The organism is Hymenobacter coccineus, from assembly GCF_001816125.1.
Taxonomy (GTDB): Bacteria; Bacteroidota; Bacteroidia; order Cytophagales; family Hymenobacteraceae; genus Hymenobacter; species Hymenobacter coccineus.
In genome coordinates, this window is record NZ_MDZA01000415.1 from 45,883 (window position 1) to 63,942 (window position 18,060).

The window sequence follows — 18,060 nt, forward strand, 5'->3', positions numbered from 1 at the left end:
TTCGACCGATCCTTTATTTTGCCGCAAAACCAGCGCGGCCATCGCGGGGGCCCCGCCGCGTGGGGGCCGTCCGCGCGCACGGCCGGGATTTACGCATTTTCGGCGGTGCGCTTCGCTTAGCTCGCGGCCACCACTTCGGCCAGCACCGTGGCTTGCGCCCCGTTCGGCAAGCTGGCCTCCTCTTGCCCGGGGGGCGCGGCCGGCGCGTCGCCGTGGGGGGCAGTGGTGGCGCCGGCCACCGGCGGGCGCCGATTTTTCATTTTCAAAAAGGGGCGCTCCCAATAGGTGAAGCTCAGCCAAGCCAGGCTACCGCTCAGCAGCAGGCCAACAGCTGCGCGCACGAGGGTATTGAGCAGCGTAGGCGGCAAATGCAAGTGCTCGGAAGCAAAAACCAGCCAGTCGAGCACGATGGGGTGCAGGCAGTAAAACCCGTACGTGAAGGTACCCCAGTAGGTGAGCCAGCGGCTGTTTTTGATCTTAAACCAGGAGTGCGTCGCGTAATTCTGCTCCACAATGACGAGCACAAACAGGGCCGACCGTGTGATGCGCTGCACGGCCACGGCCCCCGGAGTGACGGGCAGCACCCTTTGCGCCGCAATCAGGACCAGCACCGCCACGTACAGGCCGGCCACCGTCCAGCGCGACCAGCCGGCGATGTGCTGCCGCAGCGCTGGGAACGAGAAGCAGGCCCACGCCGCCGCGCCGCCCATCGCCATGTCGGACATGACGGCCAGGGAATGCCGGTAAATCAGCGCTTCGTTGGCGTAGTGCTGGTAGCGGAACGCGAGGCAGACCGCAATGACCAACAAAAAGGCCCCGGGCCGCCACCGCCGAAACAAGAACATGAGCAACACCGGCCACACCAGGTAGAATTGCTCCTCGATGGCTACCGACCACAGCACCGCCAGCCCGCTCGACGTAGGCTGCCCGCCCCGCCACACCGTGTCCAGGTTGCCCAAAAAGGCCAGGTGCAGGGCCAAGCCGGCGGTTTCGTGGTAAGGCACGCGCAACAGGTGCATCAGCAGCGGCGCCACCAGGAAACCGTAGGCCACGCACGCATAGAACAGCGGCCAGATTCGCAGTACGCGGCGGCGGTAAAAGGCGCGCAAGTCAACGCTCTGGTGCTGCTGCTCTTCCTCCAGCAGCAAGTAGGTGATTAAAAAGCCGGAGAGGACGTAAAAAAAGTTGACGCCCAACGCGCCCAGCACCAAAACGGAAAAGGCCCGGGGGATAACCGTGTGTTGGGGCCCGATGGTAATGAAGGCATGAAACCCGAAAACGGCCAAGCATGCCAGTGTACGGAGACCGTCGAGGTTTGGAAAAAATGTTTTAGGTGGGGTGGAATGCGTTGACATATTGATAGTAGGACAATCGAATAATTAGAAGGACAATTTCCATTTCCGTTGATTAATTTTTCATGAAATATTCAAAAATCACAATACTATAAATAAGGTGTTTACGAATCAATATGCTGATTATCAATATAATTTTTTCTCCTATGGCTCAGTAGCTGTGAATTAGTCAAGCTAGCCCATAGTGCAAGTGTTGGCTAGCCCTGGCCGGCCGCCGTCGGGCCTGGGGCCCAGGCGGCTGCAGAGCTGCGGCCAGCCCGTAACTTGGCCGTTTGCTATTTTGCCGCTCCAAATTTTTCTTGGCCGAATGCCCGACTCTAGTTCCCTTTTCCGCCGCAAAACCATCGCGGCCATCCTCCAAAACCCGCCCGCCGACCACGACGGGCCCGGCGGTGGCCTGGAGCGCCACCTCACCGTGCGCGACCTCACCGGGCTGGGCATTGCGGCCATCATCGGGGCCGGCATTTTCAGCACCATCGGCAAGGCCAGCCTCGACGGGGGCCCCGCCGTGTCGATGCTCTTCGTGTTCACGGCCGTGGCCTGCGCGTTCTCGGCGCTGTGCTACGCCCAGTTCGCGGCCACCATCCCGGTCAGCGGCTCGGCCTACACCTATGCCTACGCCTCGTTCGGCGAGCTGGCCGCCTGGATCATCGGCTGGGCCCTCATCATGGAGTACGCGGTGGGCAACATCGTGGTGGCCATCTCGTGGTCCGACTACTTCACGGGGCTGATGGACGGCATCGGGTGGCACATTCCGGCCTACCTCAGCACCGGGGCCCAGGGGGCCTACCAGGGCTACACCGCCGTGGTGGCCCTCATGGAAGCCCACCAGCCGCTGGCCCAGGCCACACCGGCCCAGCTCGAAGGCTACAAAATCTGGAACTCGGCCCCGGTGCTTTTCGGCGATTGGCACTTGGTGGCCGACGTGCCGGCGTTCGGCATCACAGTGCTCATTACGCTACTTGTCTACGTCGGTATCAAGGAGAGCAAGTACGCCTCTAACCTGCTGGTGGTGTTGAAGTTGATTGTGGTGGCGGTGGTCATTGCCGTGGGGGCATTCTACATCAAGCCAGCCAACTGGCACCCGTTTGCGCCCCACGGGGTGGGCGGCGTGCTCAAGGGCGTGTCGGCGGTATTTTTCGCCTACATCGGCTTCGACGCTATTTCTACAACGGCCGAGGAGTGCAAAAACCCGCAGCGCGACCTGCCCCGGGCCATGATGTACGCCCTCATCATTTGCACGGTGCTCTACGTGGTCATCACGCTGGTGCTCACCGGCATGGTGTCCTACACGGAGCTGGGCGTGGGCGACCCGCTCTCGTTCGTTTTTGCCCGGGTGGGCCTGCCGCGCCTCTCGGGCTTGGTAGCCGTGAGCGCCGTGTTTGCCATGGCCTCGGTGCTGCTGGTGTTCCAGCTGGGGCAGCCGCGCATCTGGCTTACCATGGCCCGCGACGGCCTGTTGCCCCAAGTGTTCACCCGCATCCACCCGCGCTTCCACACGCCCTCGTTCGCCACCATCGTCACGGGCATCTTCGTGGGCGTGCCGGCCCTGATCTTGAACATGGACCTGGTGGTGGACCTCACCAGCATCGGCACGCTGTTCGCCTTCGCGCTCGTCTGCGGCGGCATCCTCATCATCGACCCCTACGGCCGCTCTGAGGCCCGCTTCACGGTGCCGTACATCAACGGCAAGTGGCTGGTAATGATTATTCTGATTATCGGTGGGGCCCTATTGTGGCGCTACAACCAGGATGAGGTACGCACCTTCGCTCACATGGCCAGCTTCGGCGAGGGCTACGAGGGCTTCCGCCACCAAATCCCAATGCTCGTGTTCCTGCTGTTTTGCGGGGGCCTGGCCGTGCTGTCGTTCCAGAAAAGCCTCTCGCTGCTGCCCACCCTGGGCCTGCTCATCAACCTCTATCTGATGACGCAGCTCGGCATCAGCAACTGGGTGCTGTTCTTCGCTTGGCTGCTGATTGGGCTGGTGGTGTACTTCGGCTACGGCCACAAGCACTCGCGGCTGGGGCAAGCCGGGGCCCCAGTGGCCTCCTAGCCCCCATGCTGCCGCCCGGCGAAACCGCCCTGCTCACCCTGCGCCTGCACGGCACTATTCTGGCCGCCGCCGCCCGCGGGCTAGCCGCCGCGCGGGCCCAGCCGGCTGCCGACCACCACCGGGCCCAGAAGCAGTTCTTCGCCCGGTTCGATGCCGTGCTCGACCAGGGCCCCTGCGGCCCGCGCTACTTCGAAAGTGAGCCGGTAGCCGAAGCGCTGGCCGGCGAAATCCTGATGCTGGCGGAAACCGGCTTCGTTGTGCACGGCTTCGCCATACTGCCCAACCACGCGCACCTGGTACTGCACCTGCCGGCCCGCAGCGGCCTGTCGTTCGCCAAAGCCCTGGATTTGCTGCACCTGCGCACCGCCGCCGCCTGCCGCCGCTTGGTGCGCCCCAAGCTGCCACCCGAAGCTGAGTTCTGGCAAGCCGGCTGGCTCGAAGTCCCGCTGCTCACCACCACCGAGCTAACTGGGGCCCTGGCCTACGTGCGCGGCAATGCCCGGGCCGCGGGCCAACCGGCGCGTTTCCAGGCGTGGCCCTATGTGAGTGAGTGAGGTGGTGAATCGGTGAGTGAGTAAATTGGTGAATAGAGAAATTTTCATTCACTAACTCACCAATTCACTCACTCACCGATTCACCGCGCCCGGTGGATGATGAACACGCCGGCCAGGATAATGGCCATGCCCGCCGCGTGCCACAGGTTGAAGGCCTCGCCGTCGAGGGCCCCCAGGCCCAGCGCCACGATGGGGATGAGGTAGGTGCTGGACGAGGCAAATAGCGCCGTGGACTGCTGGAGGAGCTTATTGAACAGCACCATGGCTACCGCCGTGCTCATGGTGGCCAGCAGCGCAATGTAGCCAAACGCCGCCCAGGCCCCCGGCACCACCGCCAGCTTATGCACAAAACTGGTACCCAATAGTAAGTAAGCCAGCGCCGGGCCCCCAATGAGTAGCAGGAGCATGGCCGTGACCGTGAGAGGCGTTAGGCCGCTTAATTTATATTTTATCACGTTTACGCTCAGGCCGTAGCCGGCAGTAGCCGCCACAATGTAGAGGCCGTACCAGGCGTTGCCCGCGCTGGTGGTAGTGGTGGCCGCGCCGGCCCCGCCCAGGCCCATCAGCACCACCGTGCCCACTAGGCCTAGGCCCACGCCCAGCGTGCGGGCCCCCGTAAGGCGCTGCCCAAACAGCAGGGCCCCCGCGAGCAGCGCAAATACCGCCGTGAGGGCATTGAGCACGCCGGCCAGCCCAGAGGCCAGCCGCGTTTCGGCGTAGGCAAACAGAAACGCAGGTAGCAGCGTACCTACTAAGCCGCTCAATGCCAACCACTTGAAGCGAGTGCGCTCGACGCGCCCCACTTGGCGCAGGGCAAAGGGCAGCAACAGTAATGCTGCCACGCTCACGCGGCAGGCCCCCAGCTCCAGGGCCGAAAACACCACTAGCCCCTTCTTCATCAGGATGAACGACGTGCCCCAAATGGCAGCCAGTACCAGCAGCAAGCCCCAGGCCGCGGCGGGCGTGGGCGCGGGCGCTGCGGCCTGGGGCCCCAAGGGTGTTTGGGGGGTGACGGCCACGGCGGGGGGCGCAAGAATGGATCGGGCTGCCGGTGGGGTGGGTATGGGCATAGTGCAAATGTACGGCGACCGTTCAACCAGAAAATCCGGCGGCTCTTTTGGTAAATAAATGCGTTGCCGGTTCCGAACCGTATCTCTAATTAAGCTGTTTTAATCTTCGTCAATCCAGCCGTAATTTTGTGGCCCGGTCTCCTCCCGGTTTGCTTATGTCCCACCCGTTTAAGGCCGTTAGCCTCTCGTTCAAAAAAGCCCCCCTCGCCATCCGCGAGCTGCTGGCCTTGGACGAAGCCGCTTGTCGCCGTTTTCTGAATGCGCTGCGCAACGAATTGGGTCTGTCCGACCTGCTCGTGCTCAGCACCTGCAACCGCACCGAAGTATACTACGCGGCCGACGACGACCGCAGCCGCGAAATCATCCTCGCGCTGGGGGCCCTAAAAGGCCGCCCCGACGTGAGTAACTTCCTGCCGTATTTCGACTTGCTGACCGTGGCCGACGATGCCGTGCAGCACTTGTTCGACGTGGCCATGGGCCTCGATGCGCAGGTGGTGGGCGACTTGCAAATCAGCAACCAGGTGAAAATGGCCTACCAGTGGGCCGCTGACGCCGACGCTGCGGGCCCTTTCCTGCACCGCTTGCTGCACACCATTTTCTTTACCAACAAGCGGGTGCAAACCGAAACGCGCTTCCGCGACGGAGCCGCGTCGATGAGCTACGCCACTGTGGAACTGGCCGAGGAGCTGACCGCCGACGTAGCCAACCCCCGCGTGCTGGTGGTGGGCCTCGGTGAAATTGGGGCCGATGTGTGCCGCCACCTGGCTGGCAGCAAGGCCTTCGCCGGCGTCACGCTCTGCAACCGCACCCGCAGCAAGGCCGATGCATTGGCCGAAGAGTGCGGCGGCCTGAAAGTGGTCAACTTCGAGGACTTGACCGGGGCCCTGCGCGACGCCGACGTCATCATCTCGTCCATCAACCGCAGCGAGCCGTTCTTTACCCCCGAGCTGGTGCAGCACCTCGACGTGCTGAGCTTCAAGTTCTTCATCGACCTGAGCGTGCCGCGCAGCATTGCCCCCGACGTGGAGCTGGTGCCCGGCGTGCTGGTCTACAACGTCGACGCCATCCAGAGCAAAGCTTCCGCCGCCCTGGAAACCCGCTTGGCCGCCGTGCCCCAGGTGCGCGCCATCATCGCCGAGAGCATCGCTGGCATGCAGAGCTGGGCCAAAGAAATGATGGTTTCGCCCATCATCCAGAAGGTGAAGGCCAGCCTGGAGCAGCTGCGCCTCGAAGAGTTGGACCGCTACCAGAAAAAAGCCACCCCCGCCGAAAGCAAGCTCCTCGACGAAGTGACCCGCTCGCTGATGCAAAAAGTGCTCAAGCAGCAGGTGCTGCACCTCAAGGCTGCCTGCCAGCGCGACGAAGCCGAGGCCGGCCAGCTAATGGAACTGCTCAGCAACTTCTTCGACCTTGAGCGCCAGCCGGTCGCTTAGCCAGCCTTCCATAAAATAATTTGTAAAACGCAAAAAGGCCGCCCGAAGGGTGGCCTTTTTGCGTGGAAAAGTGAGCGGGTAGCGCTAAACTTTGCCCGAGTAGTCTTCCAGCGTATCGATAACTTTCAGCAGTTGAGGCACGGCCAGCGAGTAGTAAATCTTGGTGCCCACTTTAGTCGATTTCAGCACGCCCCGGTCTTTGAGGGTGATGAGGTGCTGCGAAGCAATGGCCTGCGGCAGGTCCAGCGCTTGGTAGATGTCCGTGACGGACAGTTGGTTGTCTTTTCCCTTGCCTTTGCCGAGCAGGTCGACGATGGCCAGGCGTTTGGGGTGAGAGAGTACTTTTAGCATCGCCGCGGCGCGGTCGAGCTGCTGCGCTTCAACGCGCGAAAGAAGAGGTTTCATGCAGTAATTTAATGGGCCTATTTATTCTATTAATCTAGAATAAACCTTATACAATATCTTCTGCCATATGGTTCAGGCATGAACAGGTATAACATTCGGGCTAGGCCTGGGCAAGCCCCGGCTGCGGGGCCCTCGCCGGCTCCCAAAACCAACAGCCTCATGCCTTGGCCCGTACTAATGCCCAGCAGCGGTACAGTTTTCGCTTCGAAATAAAGTATGGAAATACCTTCTTTTCTGCACCGCGAGGTGTTTGGCAACGAACTGATCGACTACGTGTGGGCCCTGGTGGTGCTGGTGCTGGGCGCAGGCCTGAACCGGCTGCTCTCGCGCTTGGTCAGCGCCGCGCTTTTTCGCCTTACCAAGCGCTACACTGCCGGCGTGAGCGAGACGGAGCTGCACGACCTGCTCATCCAACCCCTGAGCATCCTGCTGTTTTTGGTGACGTTTTACATTGCCTTTGGCCTCATTCGCTATCCGCTGCCGCTCAAGGGCGTGCCCAGCGTTGATCCTTGGCCCAAGGTGGCGCTGCTGAGTCTGTTTCACCTGGGCGTGATTGTGGCCGTGGTGTGGGGCATTACGCGGCTCATCGATTTCGCGCTGCTGGTAGTGCAGCGCCGCGCCATTCTCAAAGCCGTGGGGGCCAACCGCCTCGACAGCCAATTCCTGCCTTTTGCCAAAGATTTGCTCAAGGTATTCGTGGGCGTTATTGGATTGCTGGTGGCCCTGGGCCAGGTATTTGGCGTGAACGTGACGGCCCTGATTGGGGGCCTGGGCATTGGGGGCCTGGCCGTGGCTTTCGCCGCCAAGGAAAGCCTGGAAAACTTGCTCGCCTCGTTCACCATTTTTCTCGACCAGCCCTTCGGCGTGGGCGACCTCGTGACGGCCGGCAATGTGAGCGGTACGGTAGAAAAGATTGGCTTCCGCAGCACCCGCCTGCGCACAGCCGAAAAAAGCTACCTCACCGTACCCAACAAGAGCATGATCGACAAGCCGTTGGATAACCTCTCGCTGCGCACCTCGCGCCGCGTGGGCTTCACGCTCGTCTTCGACCAGCGCACCACCAGCGCCCAGCTCCATGCCATCATCGATGGGTCCATTGCCGCCGTGCAGGCGCACCCGCTCGTGACGCAGGAGGTGCAAATGAAGTTTAACGCCCTCACGCCCAACGGCAAAGAGGTAACTGTGCAGTACTTCATCGAAACCAGCAGCTACGACGAGTACCTCGACACGAAGGAGGAATTAAACTACTGTCTCGTGGAAGTAGTAGAAAAGGAAGGCGGCTTTTTTGCCAGCACCACCACCACTACCCTCGTAAAAGCCGGCGTGTAGGGCCCCAGGAAAACAAAAAAAGCGGCCGCTCCTATTGGGGCGGCCGCTTTTTTTACGTCAGAAAATTTTAGGGCCTGGGGCCCCAAAGGCCCTAGCGGTTGCCGCCGAAGATGTTGCCGAGCATGCTGCCCATGCCACCGCTTAGCAGGCCGCCAAGGCCGCTGCCGCCTGCGCTGGCCGGCTGCGAGTTAGGCTGGCCGCCCAACCCGCCCAAAACGGACATCATCGAGCCCAGCCCGCCGCCACCAATGGCCGAGCCCTGGCCGCTGCCTTGGCCGCCGCCCATCACGCTGCCCAGCAGGCCGCCGAGCATGCCGCCCATGCCGCCTTGCGTCGCACCGCCCAGCAGGCCGCCCATGCTGCCGCCCATCACGCTGCTCAGCAAGCCGCCGCCCGACGATTGGTTGCTGTTATTATTATTGCTGCCGCCCATGCGCGAGATTACCATCGGGGCGACCACGCCGAGCAGGCCCGCCATCAGGGCCCCTTTGGGGATGCCTACGCCGGAAAGCTTATCGCCAATGCGGTCAAAAAAGCCTTCTTTGGCTGGGTCTTGCGGGTCGTGGGCCACGTTGGCGGCTTGGTCCACCACCGTTTCCAGGGTCTGCTTCTGGTCGGCGTTGATGCCAAGGTACGCGGCCATCTTGCTCACCATGGCCTCCTCGTCGTTAGAGTAGGCGCCATCGGCGCGGGCGAAGCTGATGAGGTCGGTAATGAGTGAGAAGCGTAAATCACTGTTTTTTAGCACGTCCAGGTTACTCTGGATGGTCTGGTTATTCGAGTCCTGGGAGGCCGCCAGCACCTGCTGCGCCGCGCCGTCCGACAGGCCCGCCTGCTGGGCCAGGGCTTGCAAGAACTGGGTTTCGTTGTCCGAAGCCTGCCGGTCGGCCGTAGCTAGGCTGGCAATAGCGCTCAAATAGGCGGTTTTTTCGGCTTCCGAGTAATTTTTTAAGAGTTGCGTGTCCATGGGTGGTGAAAGGAAGGAGGTGGGCAGAATTGCCAGGTCCTTGAACGCAAGCGGGCGAATTACGTTTTGAGGCCCGTTCTTAGTCCGATTGAGTAAAAAAATCGTGAAATTTATCTGGCTGAAAATAAATTGGTTGACTAGCCTTTTCTGCTTTTTGGCCCCAGAATAGGGCCCCAGGGCCGTTGTGGTTTGGGCCGGGTAAATAAAATTCCCCATCTTTGCAGTCCCAAACAAAATATCCCGGGAGATTAGCTCAGCTGGTTCAGAGCATCTGCCTTACAAGCAGAGGGTCACTGGTTCGAACCCAGTATCTCCCACCCCGGCCGCTTCGGCGGCCCCCCCCGCCCCCCCGGCGGTTTTTTCTGGGAGGTTAGCTCAGTTGGTTTAGAGCGCTTGCTTCACACGCCAGAGGTCGAAGGTTCGAATCCTTTACTTCCCACCAGTTACTGAAACGCCCACTTGGCCCCCCGGCCGGGTGGGCGTTTTGCTTGGGGCCCCGGGCCCATCTTTTACTTTTACCTCATGAGCTACACCCTGCACGAAGTTAATTCGCCGGCCCGCCACCGGCAGTTTCTGGCGGTACCGCAGCGCCTGCACGGCTACCGCCCGCAGTACATCGGCCCGCTCGACAACGAAATTGAGGTCGTGTTTGACCCCCAGAAAAACCCCAACCTGGCCACCGGCGAGGCCATCCGCTGGGTGCTGCTCGATGCCGAGGGCATTGCCGTGGGCCGAGTGGCCGCCTTCCTCAACCGCGAGGCCGTGGACGTGAAAAACCCCGACCTGCCCACCGGTGGCCTGGGCTTTTTTGAGGCCCCCAACGACCCCGCGGCGGCCCGCCACCTCTTCGACGCGGGCCGTGCCTGGCTGGCGGCCCGCGGCATGCAGGCCATGGACGGCCCCATTAACTTCGGCGAGCGCGACCGGTTTTGGGGCGTGCTGATTGACGGCTTTGAGTGGGAGCCCAACTACGGCATGTTCTGGCACCCGCCTTACTACCAGCAACTGTTTGAGGATTACGGGTTTCAGGTGTATTTTAAGCAGTACACCTGCGCCCGCCCAGTGCTGACGGAGCTGCACCCCAGCTTTGCCCAGCGCCTGGAGAAGTTTGAAGCCGACGCGCGCTACCGCTTCGACTACGGCCGCAAGGCCGACCCTGAGAAGCTGGCCCAGGATTTCCACCACGTGTACAACCTGGCCTGGGGCCGCCACGCGGGCGTGAAGCCCATGAACCTTGACCAGGCCCGTGACTTGGTGCGCGAGATGAAGCCGGTGCTCGATGAGCGCCTGTTAGCCTTCGCGTACTGCGACGACGAGCCAGTAGCTTTCTTCCTTAGCTTGCCCGAGCTGAACCAGATTTTCAAGCACGTAGGCCGCCGGCTCGACCTGCTGGGCAAGGTGCGCTTCCTGTGGCAGCAGTGGCGCTACGGCCGCAGCCACGACAAGAAAATGCTCGGCATCATCTATGGCGTAGTACCCGCCCATCAGGGCACCGGCCTCGACTCAGCGCTAATTCTGGATGCGCAAAAGCGGTTCATCTCAGGTGGCTACACCGATATTGAGATGAACTGGATTGGCGACTTCAACCCGCGGATGCTGGTGACCACGCGTTCCATCGGCGCCAAAATCCGCAAAACCCACGCCACCTACCGCTTTCTTTTCGACCGCGACCGGCCCTTCGAGCGCAGCCCCATCATCCGCTAAAGCCGCGCCTGGGGCCCCAGCTACCCGGCCGCTGGCCCCCAGCGCCCGTAGCTGCGCATCGAGGGCCAGCACCTGGGGCAGCACCAGCTGCACGTCGTCGTTGTGCACCACGTAGTCGGCGCGCTGCTGGCGCTCGTCTTCGCTCAATTGCTTGCCGATGATGGCCTGCACGTCAGCGGCGGTGCGGTGGGGGTCGCGGCGCAGCACGCGGGCTTCGCGCACGGCCAGCGGCGCGGCCACGGTGATGATGCGGTCGAGCGTTTTATAGGCCCCCGACTCGAAGAGCAGCGCGGCTTCCTTGAGGAGGTAGGGGGCCCCGGCGGCCTGCTGCGCGGCGGCCCAGCGGGCAAAATCGTCGCCCACCCGCGGGTGCACCAGCGCGTTGAGCTGCGCCAGTTGCGCGGGGTCGGCAAACACGGTGCGGGCCAGCGCGGGGCGATTGAGCTGCCCGGCGGCGGTGTACGTATCGGGTCCAAAGGCGCTTAGCAACTGCTCGCGCAGCTGCGCATCGTGCTCCATCACCCAGCGGGCGCGCTGGTCGGAGTCGTACAGCGGAATGCCCAGCAGGCCGAATACGCGGCTCACTACGCTCTTGCCCGACCCAATGCCGCCGGTGATGCCAATGCGTACCATGTGCAATGTGAATATTGGTGGATGGCGCGGGGGCCAGATTAGCGGGCCCGCAGCTCGGCGCGCACTTGGGTGGCGGCCGGCTGCACCAGCGCGGGGGCCCGCACCGGCAGCTGCGCCGCGCCGGGGCCCGTGCCGGCGGGTAAGGCCACGGGGTAGGGGCTGGGCAGGCGCGCCACCACGCTGGCGGGGCCCCTAAACGTGAGGTGGGAGGGCTCGAAGCGCGCTGTATAGACCAGCGCACGGCCCGAATCGGGCGCGGCCAGCGTCAGCGGGAGCCGCCGGGTGGCGTAGCGGTCGAAGGTCAGGCGCAGGGTGTCGCTGGCCCATTCGTCTACTTGCAGGCCCTCCAGGGCCCGCTGGAGGCTGTGCTGCCAGGTGCTGGCCGACAGGTAGCGGGTGCCGGGGCGGGGCACCGGGTGCAGCTCGGCCGGGCGCAGGCCCATGCCGAGGTTGGCCCGTAGCAGGCGCCAGCCCTGGCCTGTGACTACTACCGGCACGGCGGCCGGTAGGGGCCGCAGCGATACGTAGCGGGTGGTATCGTAGTACCAAGCCAAGGGGCACATTAGGCGGGTGCTGTAGGTTTTGTTCAGGGCGTTCATCTGCCAGAACAGGCCCGCGGCCAGCAAGCACACAGCCGCGGCCCGGTAAAACACGGGCTCCTGGCTGATGAACGGATGCACCAGCCACCGGCCCAGTTGGCCGGCCCGCGCCCAGGGCCCCAGCACGGCCTATACGGCGGCGTCGACCGCCTTAGTGCCTACTTCACGGGCGATGGCTGAGCGGTCGAAGCGCAGCTTCACGCCGCGGTCTACCTCCACCACCACCGTCTCGTCGGTCAGCTCAATCACCAGCCCGTGCAGGCCGCCGATGGTGACGATGCGCGCGCCCTTGGCCAAGGCCTGCCGGAACTTCTTGGTATCGGCCGAGCGCTTTTGCTGGGGCCGGATCATGAAGAAATACACCACCGCCGCAATGGCAATCGGGAACAGGAACTGGGTGTAATCGGCCGGGGCGGCTTGCAGCAACAGGGTCAGAAACGTCATAAAACGGGGCGAAAAGGCGGGGTTACTTGGCGGCGGTGGCGTCGGTCAGCACGTTGCCCTTGATGGTGATGGTGGTGATGCTGGGCTGGGTGTTGGCCCGCACGTTCACCTGCTTGCTGATGAGGCCTTGCTTGCCCTGGCTATCAAACTGCACTTCCAGGGTGCCCTTAGCGCCGGGCGCAATGGGCTCCTTGGTCCAGTTGGGGGTAGTGCAGCCGCACGAGGCGGTAGCATCGGCAATGAGCAGCGGCGACTTGCCCGTGTTGGTAAACTCGAAGGTGTGGTGCACCTTGCTGTTGGCCGCAATGTCTTTGAAATCAAACTCCTGCTCGGCAAAAGCCATTACTGGGGCGTTGGGGTTCGGGATTTGGCTTTCCCCCACCACGTTGGGGTTGTCCACGGTGGGGTTGGCGGTGGCGTCGGCGGCCTGGTTGGCGGCGGCGTTCATGCCTTGGGTACCCACGTCGGCGCCTTTGTCGCTATTGCAGGCGGCCAGCAACAGGGCCCCGGCCAAGAAGGAAGTAATTTTCATTTTAGTTGTCAGTGGTTCGTTGCCAGTTGTCAGTCATTGGTTCTTATCACATCAGAACAATGCTGACAATGAACAACTGACAACTAAAAATCCTAAAGCTTGTCGATGATGTGCTGGGTGAACTCGCTGGTGGTGGCGTGGCCCCCGAGGTCGCCGGTGCACTGGTCCTGGTGCAGCAGCGTGTCTTCCAAGGCTTTGTCGATGCGGTCGGCTACCACATGCTCGCTCAGGTGGTGCAGCATCATGATGGCCGAACGCAGCAGGGCCGTGGGGTTGGCCTTGCCCTGGCCGGCAATGTCGGGGGCCGAGCCGTGCACGGCTTCAAAAATGGCCATGTTGTCGCCAATGTTGGCCCCGGCCACTACGCCCAGGCCGCCCACCAGGCCGGCGCACAGGTCGGAAAGCAAGTCGCCGAACAGGTTGGTCGTCACAATCACGTCGAACTGCTCTGGCTTGCCCACCAGCTGCATGCACATGTTGTCGATGATCTTGTCCTCAAAGATGATGTGCGGAAACTCAGCCGATGCCTCTTTGCAAGCGTTGATCATGATGGTGCCAGCCATCTTGATGATGTTGGCCTTGTGGGCCAGCGTCACCTTCTTGCGGCCGTGGCGGTTGGCGTAGGCAAAGGCGGCGTGGCAGATTTTGCGCGAGCCTTCCACCGTCACGCGGGCGATGGAATCTGAAATGCCCAGGCGCTCGTCGAATACCTCCAGGCCCGAGTACAGGCCCTCGGTGTTTTCCCGAAACAGCACTAAATCAATGCCTTCGTAGCGGGTGTGGATGCCGGGCGTGGTTTTGCTGGGCCGCACGTTCTGGTAGAGGTCGTACTTCTGGCGCAGCGTCACGTTGATGCTGCGGAAGCCCTTGCCCACCGGCGTAGTGATGGGCCCCTTGAGGGCCAACTTGTTCTTCTCCAGCGACTTAAGCAACGCCACCGGAATCAGCTCGCCCGATTGGTCAAACGTGGTTTGGCCGGCGTTCTGCTCTTCCCACTGCACGGGTACCTGCGCGGCGGCAAAAATATCGGTAACGGCTTTGGTGATTTCCGGCCCGATGCCGTCGCCAGGGATAAGGGTTACTAAGTGCATTTTTTCAATGGGTGAATGAGTGAATGGGTGAATGAGTGAATGGGTAGCTGGGGCCGGAGGTATTTCTCTCTTGCGAGCCCCAGCCACTCATTCACTCATTCACCCACCCACTCATTGAAATTAAACGCCCTTGCGGGAATTGATTTGGTTGATGAGCTGGTCCACGTCGCCGAGCAGCTGCTCGGCTTTGTCGCGGGCGTCGGAAATGACGCGCTGCCCTTCAGTTTTGGCCGATGAGGCCCCCAGCTCGCGGCTCGTGACGAGGCCCTCGGCGAGGTCGGCCAGCATGGCGCGCGACTTCTCCAGCTGGTAGCTCAACCAGGAGCGGGTTTCGCGGCCCTTTTCGGGGGCGTAAAGCAAGGCAAAGAGGGCCCCGGTGAGGGCGCCGCCCGTGAAACACAGAATGCCGGTGGTGGTTTTGCCAGCCATGATGCGGAAAAGGAAGGGTGAGAAATGCGCTGTCTTACGAAATATACGGCCGCCAAGATACCCCGGGGCCCCAGCCGGCGCTATTGGTTGTCGAGCAGGCCGCGGCCCGATTTGCGGATGTCGCCGCTGGCGGCCAGGTCCTGGGCCAGCTTATCGAGCACGCCGTTCACGAACTGCTTGCTCTTGGGGGTGCTGTAGAGCTTGCTGATTTCGATGTACTCGTTGATGGTCACTTTCACCGGAATGCCGCGGAAGAGCTGCATCTCGCACAGGGCCATCTTGAGGATGATTTTGTCGAGCAGGGCCACGCGGTCCACGTCCCAGTTCTGCACCGAGCCGCCGATGAGAGCCTCAAACTTGGCGTCGTCCACCAGCGTCTGCTTGAACAAAGTGTCGGCAAACTCGCGGTCGTCGGCCCAGTTGGCACTCAGGTTCATCAGCTCCTGCTGGTCGGTGGCCGCGTAGGGCAGCATCTTCAGGGTCTTCAGCACCAGGTTGCGCACGATGGGCCGGTTCTCTTCCCAGTTCAGGTCGTCAATTTCCAGTTGGCGCGGCAGCTCTTCTCCTTTGAAGATGAACTCCTTGTATAGGAAGCGCAGAAATTCCAGGTCGGCTTCGTACTCGGCTTCCTCGCCGCTGGCGGCCAGGTTGGGGCCCTGCGCTTCGGCCGTGGCCGGGGTGTCGGCGGTTGCGCTGGGGCCCTCCGTGTCGGCATCGGTAGAAGAATCGGCGGTGGTTTCCGTTTCAACGTCGGCCGTGGCCAGGGTGGCGGCGGCCAGAGGCTGGCGCTTGAGGTAGGCCAGCACGGTGGGGTGGGTGCTCATCTCGTCGCGCCAGGCGCGGCGCAGGGCATCCAGCTCTTCGGTGCCCAGCCATTGCAGCTTGCGCCGGATGGTCAGGCTTTGGAGCTGCTCGTTGGCCATGAGCTTGGCAATGGCGGCGTTGCCGGCCAGGCGGCTGGTGTCGAGGGCCGTTTCGCGGGGCCCCAGTCGGCGGCGGGCTTCGCGGTCGGTTTCTTCCTCCAGCACTTGCAGCAGCGAGGCGGGCAGGTTCAGCAAGTGCAGATACTGGTCGTGGATGCTTTCGGCCCCGGCCAGCAGCTGCCCGCCGAAGAACTTGCCGTCCTTCTTCACTTGCTCCTGGAAGTAGCGGATGGCGTCGTTCAGGGCTTCGTCCACGGCCTTGTCGTCCGATTTCTCGGGGGCCTCCTGGGTGCGGTACCACTCGCGGAAGCGGGCCTCGCCCAGCTTGCGCTGGCCTTCGAGCTGGCGGCGGTCGGGGGCCACCTCGGCGTTCAGGTCGGGCTCAAACGCCTCCGCGATACGGTCTTGGGCCAACCCGAAATCGGCCCCCACGGCCTGGTGGTAGGCGTAGAGGGATTGCATAACTTTGATGCGGAGGAGGCGGCGATTCAGCATTATAGATAACGGTAGGCGGTAAGAAGTAAGCAGTGGCCGGCAAGGCGCGCCGGGGCCCCGTGGGCGCAGCGCGGGCGTAACTTTGCGCCGGGGTGCAGGTTGTGGCTGGGGCCCCAGGGCCGGGCCGGGGCGCCGAACCATGCGCCCGCTGGCCCGTTTTATTGGGGAGCCGGCCCGGCACATTGTTCGGCGTTGCGGCCGCAAAAGTACCCCGTTTTTTTCGATCCCGCCCTTTTTTTTGCCCGTCCGTGCGCGCTCTCACCGCTGTCAATCCGTTCATTTACCGCTACAAATGGCACTTCCTCGGGGGCGTGCTGTTCGTGGTGCTGAGCACGCTGCTGACCATCTTCCCAGCCCAGCTCGTGCGCTACGCCTTCGATTTGGTGAGCGAGGGCATCGACCTCTATCACCTCTTCGCCGGCACCCAGGCCCAGAGCGGCGTCTACGATTTGTTCGGGCGCAACGTGCTCTTCTACGGCGTGCTCATCATTGTGCTGGCGCTGCTGCGGGGCATCTTCCTGTTCTTCATGCGCCAGACGCTTATCGTCATGTCGCGCCTGGTCGAGAACGACCAGAAGAACCAAGTTTACCTCCATTACCAGTCGCTGCCGCTCAGCTTCTACCGCCGCCACAGCACCGGCGACCTCATGTCGCGCATCAGCGAGGACGTGGGCCGCGTGCGCATGTACCTGGGCCCCGGCATCATGTACTTCTTGCAGCTCGTGGTGCTGTTTCTGCTCATCGTGCCGCTCATGCTCATGGTGAACGTCAAGCTGACGCTTTACACGCTGGCTCCGCTGCCTGTATTGTCGATTAGTATCTTTTATGTCAACAATTTGATCGAGCGCAAGTCCGACCAAATCCAACGGTCACTGGCGGCCATGACGACGTTTACGCAAGAAGCGTTTTCGGGCATTCGGGTGCTGAAGTCGTTCTCGCGCCAGGCCGATTCGCATGCCCAGTTCACCAAGGCCAGCAACGAGTACAAGGAGAAGTCGCTGAGCCTCAACTTCGTGAATTCGCTGTTCTTCCCGCTCATCCTGTTTTTGGTGGGCCTGAGCACGCTCATCACCGTGTGGGTGGGCGGCCAGGAGGTCATCCGCGGCACCATCACCACGGGCACCATCGCCGAGTTCCTCATCTACGTGAACCTGCTCACCTGGCCCGTGACGGCCCTGGGCTGGACTTCCTCGCTGGTGCAGCGCGCCGAGGCCTCGCAGGCCCGCCTCAACGAATTTCTGGACGAGAAAACCGACATCGTGTCGCGCCAGAACCTCCAGCACGAAATGCAGGGCGACATCGTGTTTGACAACGTGTCCTTCACTTACCCCGACACCGGCATCCGGGCCCTGCACAACGTGAGCTTCCGCATCCGGCCGGGCCAGACGCTGGCCGTCATCGGCAACACGGGCTCGGGCAAAAGCACCATCGCCGCCCTGCTCTGCCGCCTCTACGACGCCACCGCGGGCCAGGTCGAAATCGACAGCATCGACGTGCGCGACTACGCCCTGGACAACCTGCGCGAGCAAATCGGCTACGTGCCGCAGGACGTGTTCCTATTTTCCGACAGCATCCGGCACAACATCAACTTCGGCCTCAATGAGCCGTCGGAAGAAAAGATGCTGCAAGCTGCCCGCGACGCGGCCGTGTACGACAACATCATGGGCTTCCCCGAGGGCTTCGACACAAAGGTGGGCGAGCGGGGCATCACCCTCTCAGGCGGCCAGAAGCAGCGCGTGAGTATGGCCCGGGCCCTGGTGAAGGAGCCGAAAATCCTGATCCTGGACGACTCCCTCTCCGCCGTCGATACCAAGACGGAGAACACCATCCTGGGGGCCCTCCAGCGCATCATGGCCGACCGCACCAGCCTCATCATCTCGCACCGCGTAAGCTCGGTGAAGCTGGCCGACCACATCCTCGTGCTCGACGACGGCACCATCGTGCAGCACGGCACCCACGAGGCCCTCATGGCCGAGCCCGAAGGCCTGTACCGCGCCCTCTACGAGCGCCAGCTGCAAGCCGAGGAAGCGTAATCCCTGCTGATAAA

The 18,060-nt window shown here is 62.5% G+C and carries 16 protein-coding genes, 2 tRNA genes and 1 pseudogene; 8 read left to right on the forward strand and 11 right to left on the reverse strand.

All coding sequences use genetic code 11. From position 1 onward, the window contains the following. Positions 1 to 116: 116 nt before the first annotated feature. Positions 117 to 1,355: an acyltransferase family protein gene (locus BEN49_RS19715; protein WP_083326274.1), complete on the reverse strand. Its 1,239-nt coding sequence runs from the start codon at positions 1,353 to 1,355 to the stop codon at positions 117 to 119. A gap of 304 nt (positions 1,356 to 1,659) precedes the next feature. Here BEN49_RS19715 and BEN49_RS19720 point away from each other — a divergent pair, with 304 nt between their 5' ends. Both BEN49_RS19720 and BEN49_RS19725 read left to right on the forward strand, forming a co-directional pair. Then, positions 1,660 to 3,405, forward strand: coding sequence for an amino acid permease (locus BEN49_RS19720; RefSeq protein WP_070746144.1), 1,746 nt, complete (start codon positions 1,660 to 1,662; stop codon positions 3,403 to 3,405). Between the two features lie 5 nt (positions 3,406 to 3,410). Beyond that, on the forward strand, positions 3,411 to 3,959 hold the full coding sequence (locus tag BEN49_RS19725) for a hypothetical protein (protein ID WP_070746145.1): 549 nt from the start codon (positions 3,411 to 3,413) through the stop codon (positions 3,957 to 3,959). A gap of 80 nt (positions 3,960 to 4,039) precedes the next feature. Here the strand turns inward: BEN49_RS19725 and BEN49_RS19730 are convergent, their stop codons facing one another. Continuing rightward, positions 4,040 to 4,978, reverse strand: a complete 939-nt coding sequence (locus tag BEN49_RS19730; protein WP_239692023.1) for a DMT family transporter — start codon at positions 4,976 to 4,978, stop codon at positions 4,040 to 4,042. A 206-nt stretch (positions 4,979 to 5,184) separates the two neighbouring features. Here BEN49_RS19730 and hemA point away from each other — a divergent pair, with 206 nt between their 5' ends. Next, positions 5,185 to 6,462: a glutamyl-tRNA reductase gene (hemA, locus tag BEN49_RS19735; RefSeq protein WP_070746146.1), complete on the forward strand. Its 1,278-nt coding sequence runs from the start codon at positions 5,185 to 5,187 to the stop codon at positions 6,460 to 6,462. Positions 6,463 to 6,546: 84 nt separating this feature from the next. On the opposite strand, the gene BEN49_RS19740 is transcribed toward hemA, so the two are convergent. After that, a complete protein-coding gene (locus BEN49_RS19740; protein ID WP_068237743.1) occupies positions 6,547 to 6,867 on the reverse strand; it encodes an ArsR/SmtB family transcription factor in 321 nt (106 codons plus the stop codon). Positions 6,868 to 7,083: 216 nt separating this feature from the next. Here BEN49_RS19740 and BEN49_RS19745 point away from each other — a divergent pair, with 216 nt between their 5' ends. Further along, positions 7,084 to 8,196, forward strand: a complete 1,113-nt coding sequence (locus BEN49_RS19745) for a mechanosensitive ion channel family protein (protein ID WP_070746147.1) — start codon at positions 7,084 to 7,086, stop codon at positions 8,194 to 8,196. A 91-nt stretch (positions 8,197 to 8,287) separates the two neighbouring features. Here BEN49_RS19745 and BEN49_RS19750 read toward each other — a convergent pair whose 3' ends face one another. Next, positions 8,288 to 9,163, reverse strand: a complete 876-nt coding sequence (locus BEN49_RS19750; RefSeq protein ID WP_070746173.1) for a TerB family tellurite resistance protein — start codon at positions 9,161 to 9,163, stop codon at positions 8,288 to 8,290. Between the two features lie 242 nt (positions 9,164 to 9,405). Between BEN49_RS19750 and BEN49_RS19755 the strand changes: the two genes are divergently transcribed. The 3 genes from BEN49_RS19755 to BEN49_RS19765 all read left to right on the forward strand — a co-directional run bounded on the left by BEN49_RS19755 (position 9,406) and on the right by BEN49_RS19765 (position 10,867). Next, a tRNA-Val gene (locus BEN49_RS19755) sits at positions 9,406 to 9,480 on the forward strand. Between the two features lie 47 nt (positions 9,481 to 9,527). Continuing rightward, positions 9,528 to 9,605, forward strand: a tRNA-Val gene (locus BEN49_RS19760). Between the two features lie 80 nt (positions 9,606 to 9,685). Beyond that, on the forward strand, positions 9,686 to 10,867 hold the full coding sequence (locus BEN49_RS19765) for a hypothetical protein (protein WP_070746174.1): 1,182 nt from the start codon (positions 9,686 to 9,688) through the stop codon (positions 10,865 to 10,867). 105 nt (positions 10,868 to 10,972) lie between these two features. Here the strand turns inward: BEN49_RS19765 and coaE are convergent. From coaE to nusB, 7 genes and pseudogenes are all read right to left on the reverse strand, one after another. Next, a pseudogene (coaE, locus tag BEN49_RS25950) lies at positions 10,973 to 11,500 on the reverse strand (dephospho-CoA kinase); the annotation flags it as partial. A gap of 38 nt (positions 11,501 to 11,538) precedes the next feature. Continuing rightward, complete coding sequence (locus tag BEN49_RS19775) at positions 11,539 to 12,225, reverse strand: YbbR-like domain-containing protein (protein ID WP_070746149.1); 687 nt, start codon at positions 12,223 to 12,225, stop codon at positions 11,539 to 11,541. Positions 12,226 to 12,228: 3 nt separating this feature from the next. Further along, entirely contained in the window at positions 12,229 to 12,543 is a 315-nt protein-coding gene (yajC, locus tag BEN49_RS19780) for a preprotein translocase subunit YajC (RefSeq protein ID WP_070746150.1), read from the reverse strand. A 22-nt stretch (positions 12,544 to 12,565) separates the two neighbouring features. Next, the gene (locus tag BEN49_RS19785) at positions 12,566 to 13,075 is read right to left on the reverse strand and encodes a DUF1573 domain-containing protein (protein WP_070746151.1); all 510 of its coding nucleotides are present in this window, start codon (positions 13,073 to 13,075) and stop codon (positions 12,566 to 12,568) included. A 92-nt stretch (positions 13,076 to 13,167) separates the two neighbouring features. Then, positions 13,168 to 14,166, reverse strand: a complete 999-nt coding sequence (locus BEN49_RS19790; RefSeq protein ID WP_070746152.1) for an isocitrate/isopropylmalate dehydrogenase family protein — start codon at positions 14,164 to 14,166, stop codon at positions 13,168 to 13,170. A gap of 120 nt (positions 14,167 to 14,286) precedes the next feature. Further along, positions 14,287 to 14,595, reverse strand: coding sequence for a YtxH domain-containing protein (locus BEN49_RS19795; RefSeq protein WP_070746153.1), 309 nt, complete (start codon positions 14,593 to 14,595; stop codon positions 14,287 to 14,289). Between the two features lie 80 nt (positions 14,596 to 14,675). Further along, positions 14,676 to 15,980: a transcription antitermination factor NusB gene (gene nusB, locus BEN49_RS29785; RefSeq protein ID WP_239692024.1), complete on the reverse strand. Its 1,305-nt coding sequence runs from the start codon at positions 15,978 to 15,980 to the stop codon at positions 14,676 to 14,678. Positions 15,981 to 16,261: 281 nt separating this feature from the next. On the opposite strand from nusB, the gene BEN49_RS19805 reads away from it, so the two are divergent. Continuing rightward, complete coding sequence (locus BEN49_RS19805; protein ID WP_070746154.1) at positions 16,262 to 18,046, forward strand: ABC transporter ATP-binding protein; 1,785 nt, start codon at positions 16,262 to 16,264, stop codon at positions 18,044 to 18,046. Positions 18,047 to 18,060 lie beyond the last annotated feature (14 nt).

What these genes read in the sequence shown, in the direction of transcription:
- BEN49_RS19715 (WP_083326274.1), bottom strand. Translation starts at nt 1,355, where the DNA reads ATGTCAACGCATTCCACCCCACCTAAAACATTTTTTCCAAACCTCGAC.
- BEN49_RS19720 (WP_070746144.1), top strand. Translation starts at nt 1,660, where the DNA reads ATGCCCGACTCTAGTTCCCTTTTCCGCCGCAAAACCATCGCGGCCATC.
- BEN49_RS19725 (WP_070746145.1), top strand. Translation starts at nt 3,411, where the DNA reads ATGCTGCCGCCCGGCGAAACCGCCCTGCTCACCCTGCGCCTGCACGGC.
- hemA (WP_070746146.1), top strand. Translation starts at nt 5,185, where the DNA reads ATGTCCCACCCGTTTAAGGCCGTTAGCCTCTCGTTCAAAAAAGCCCCC.
- BEN49_RS19740 (WP_068237743.1), bottom strand. Translation starts at nt 6,867, where the DNA reads ATGAAACCTCTTCTTTCGCGCGTTGAAGCGCAGCAGCTCGACCGCGCC.
- BEN49_RS19745 (WP_070746147.1), top strand. Translation starts at nt 7,084, where the DNA reads ATGGAAATACCTTCTTTTCTGCACCGCGAGGTGTTTGGCAACGAACTG.
- BEN49_RS19750 (WP_070746173.1), bottom strand. Translation starts at nt 9,163, where the DNA reads ATGGACACGCAACTCTTAAAAAATTACTCGGAAGCCGAAAAAACCGCC.
- BEN49_RS19765 (WP_070746174.1), top strand. Translation starts at nt 9,686, where the DNA reads ATGAGCTACACCCTGCACGAAGTTAATTCGCCGGCCCGCCACCGGCAG.
- yajC (WP_070746150.1), bottom strand. Translation starts at nt 12,543, where the DNA reads ATGACGTTTCTGACCCTGTTGCTGCAAGCCGCCCCGGCCGATTACACC.
- BEN49_RS19785 (WP_070746151.1), bottom strand. Translation starts at nt 13,075, where the DNA reads ATGAAAATTACTTCCTTCTTGGCCGGGGCCCTGTTGCTGGCCGCCTGC.
- BEN49_RS19790 (WP_070746152.1), bottom strand. Translation starts at nt 14,166, where the DNA reads ATGCACTTAGTAACCCTTATCCCTGGCGACGGCATCGGGCCGGAAATC.
- BEN49_RS19795 (WP_070746153.1), bottom strand. Translation starts at nt 14,595, where the DNA reads ATGGCTGGCAAAACCACCACCGGCATTCTGTGTTTCACGGGCGGCGCC.
- nusB (WP_239692024.1), bottom strand. Translation starts at nt 15,980, where the DNA reads ATGCAATCCCTCTACGCCTACCACCAGGCCGTGGGGGCCGATTTCGGG.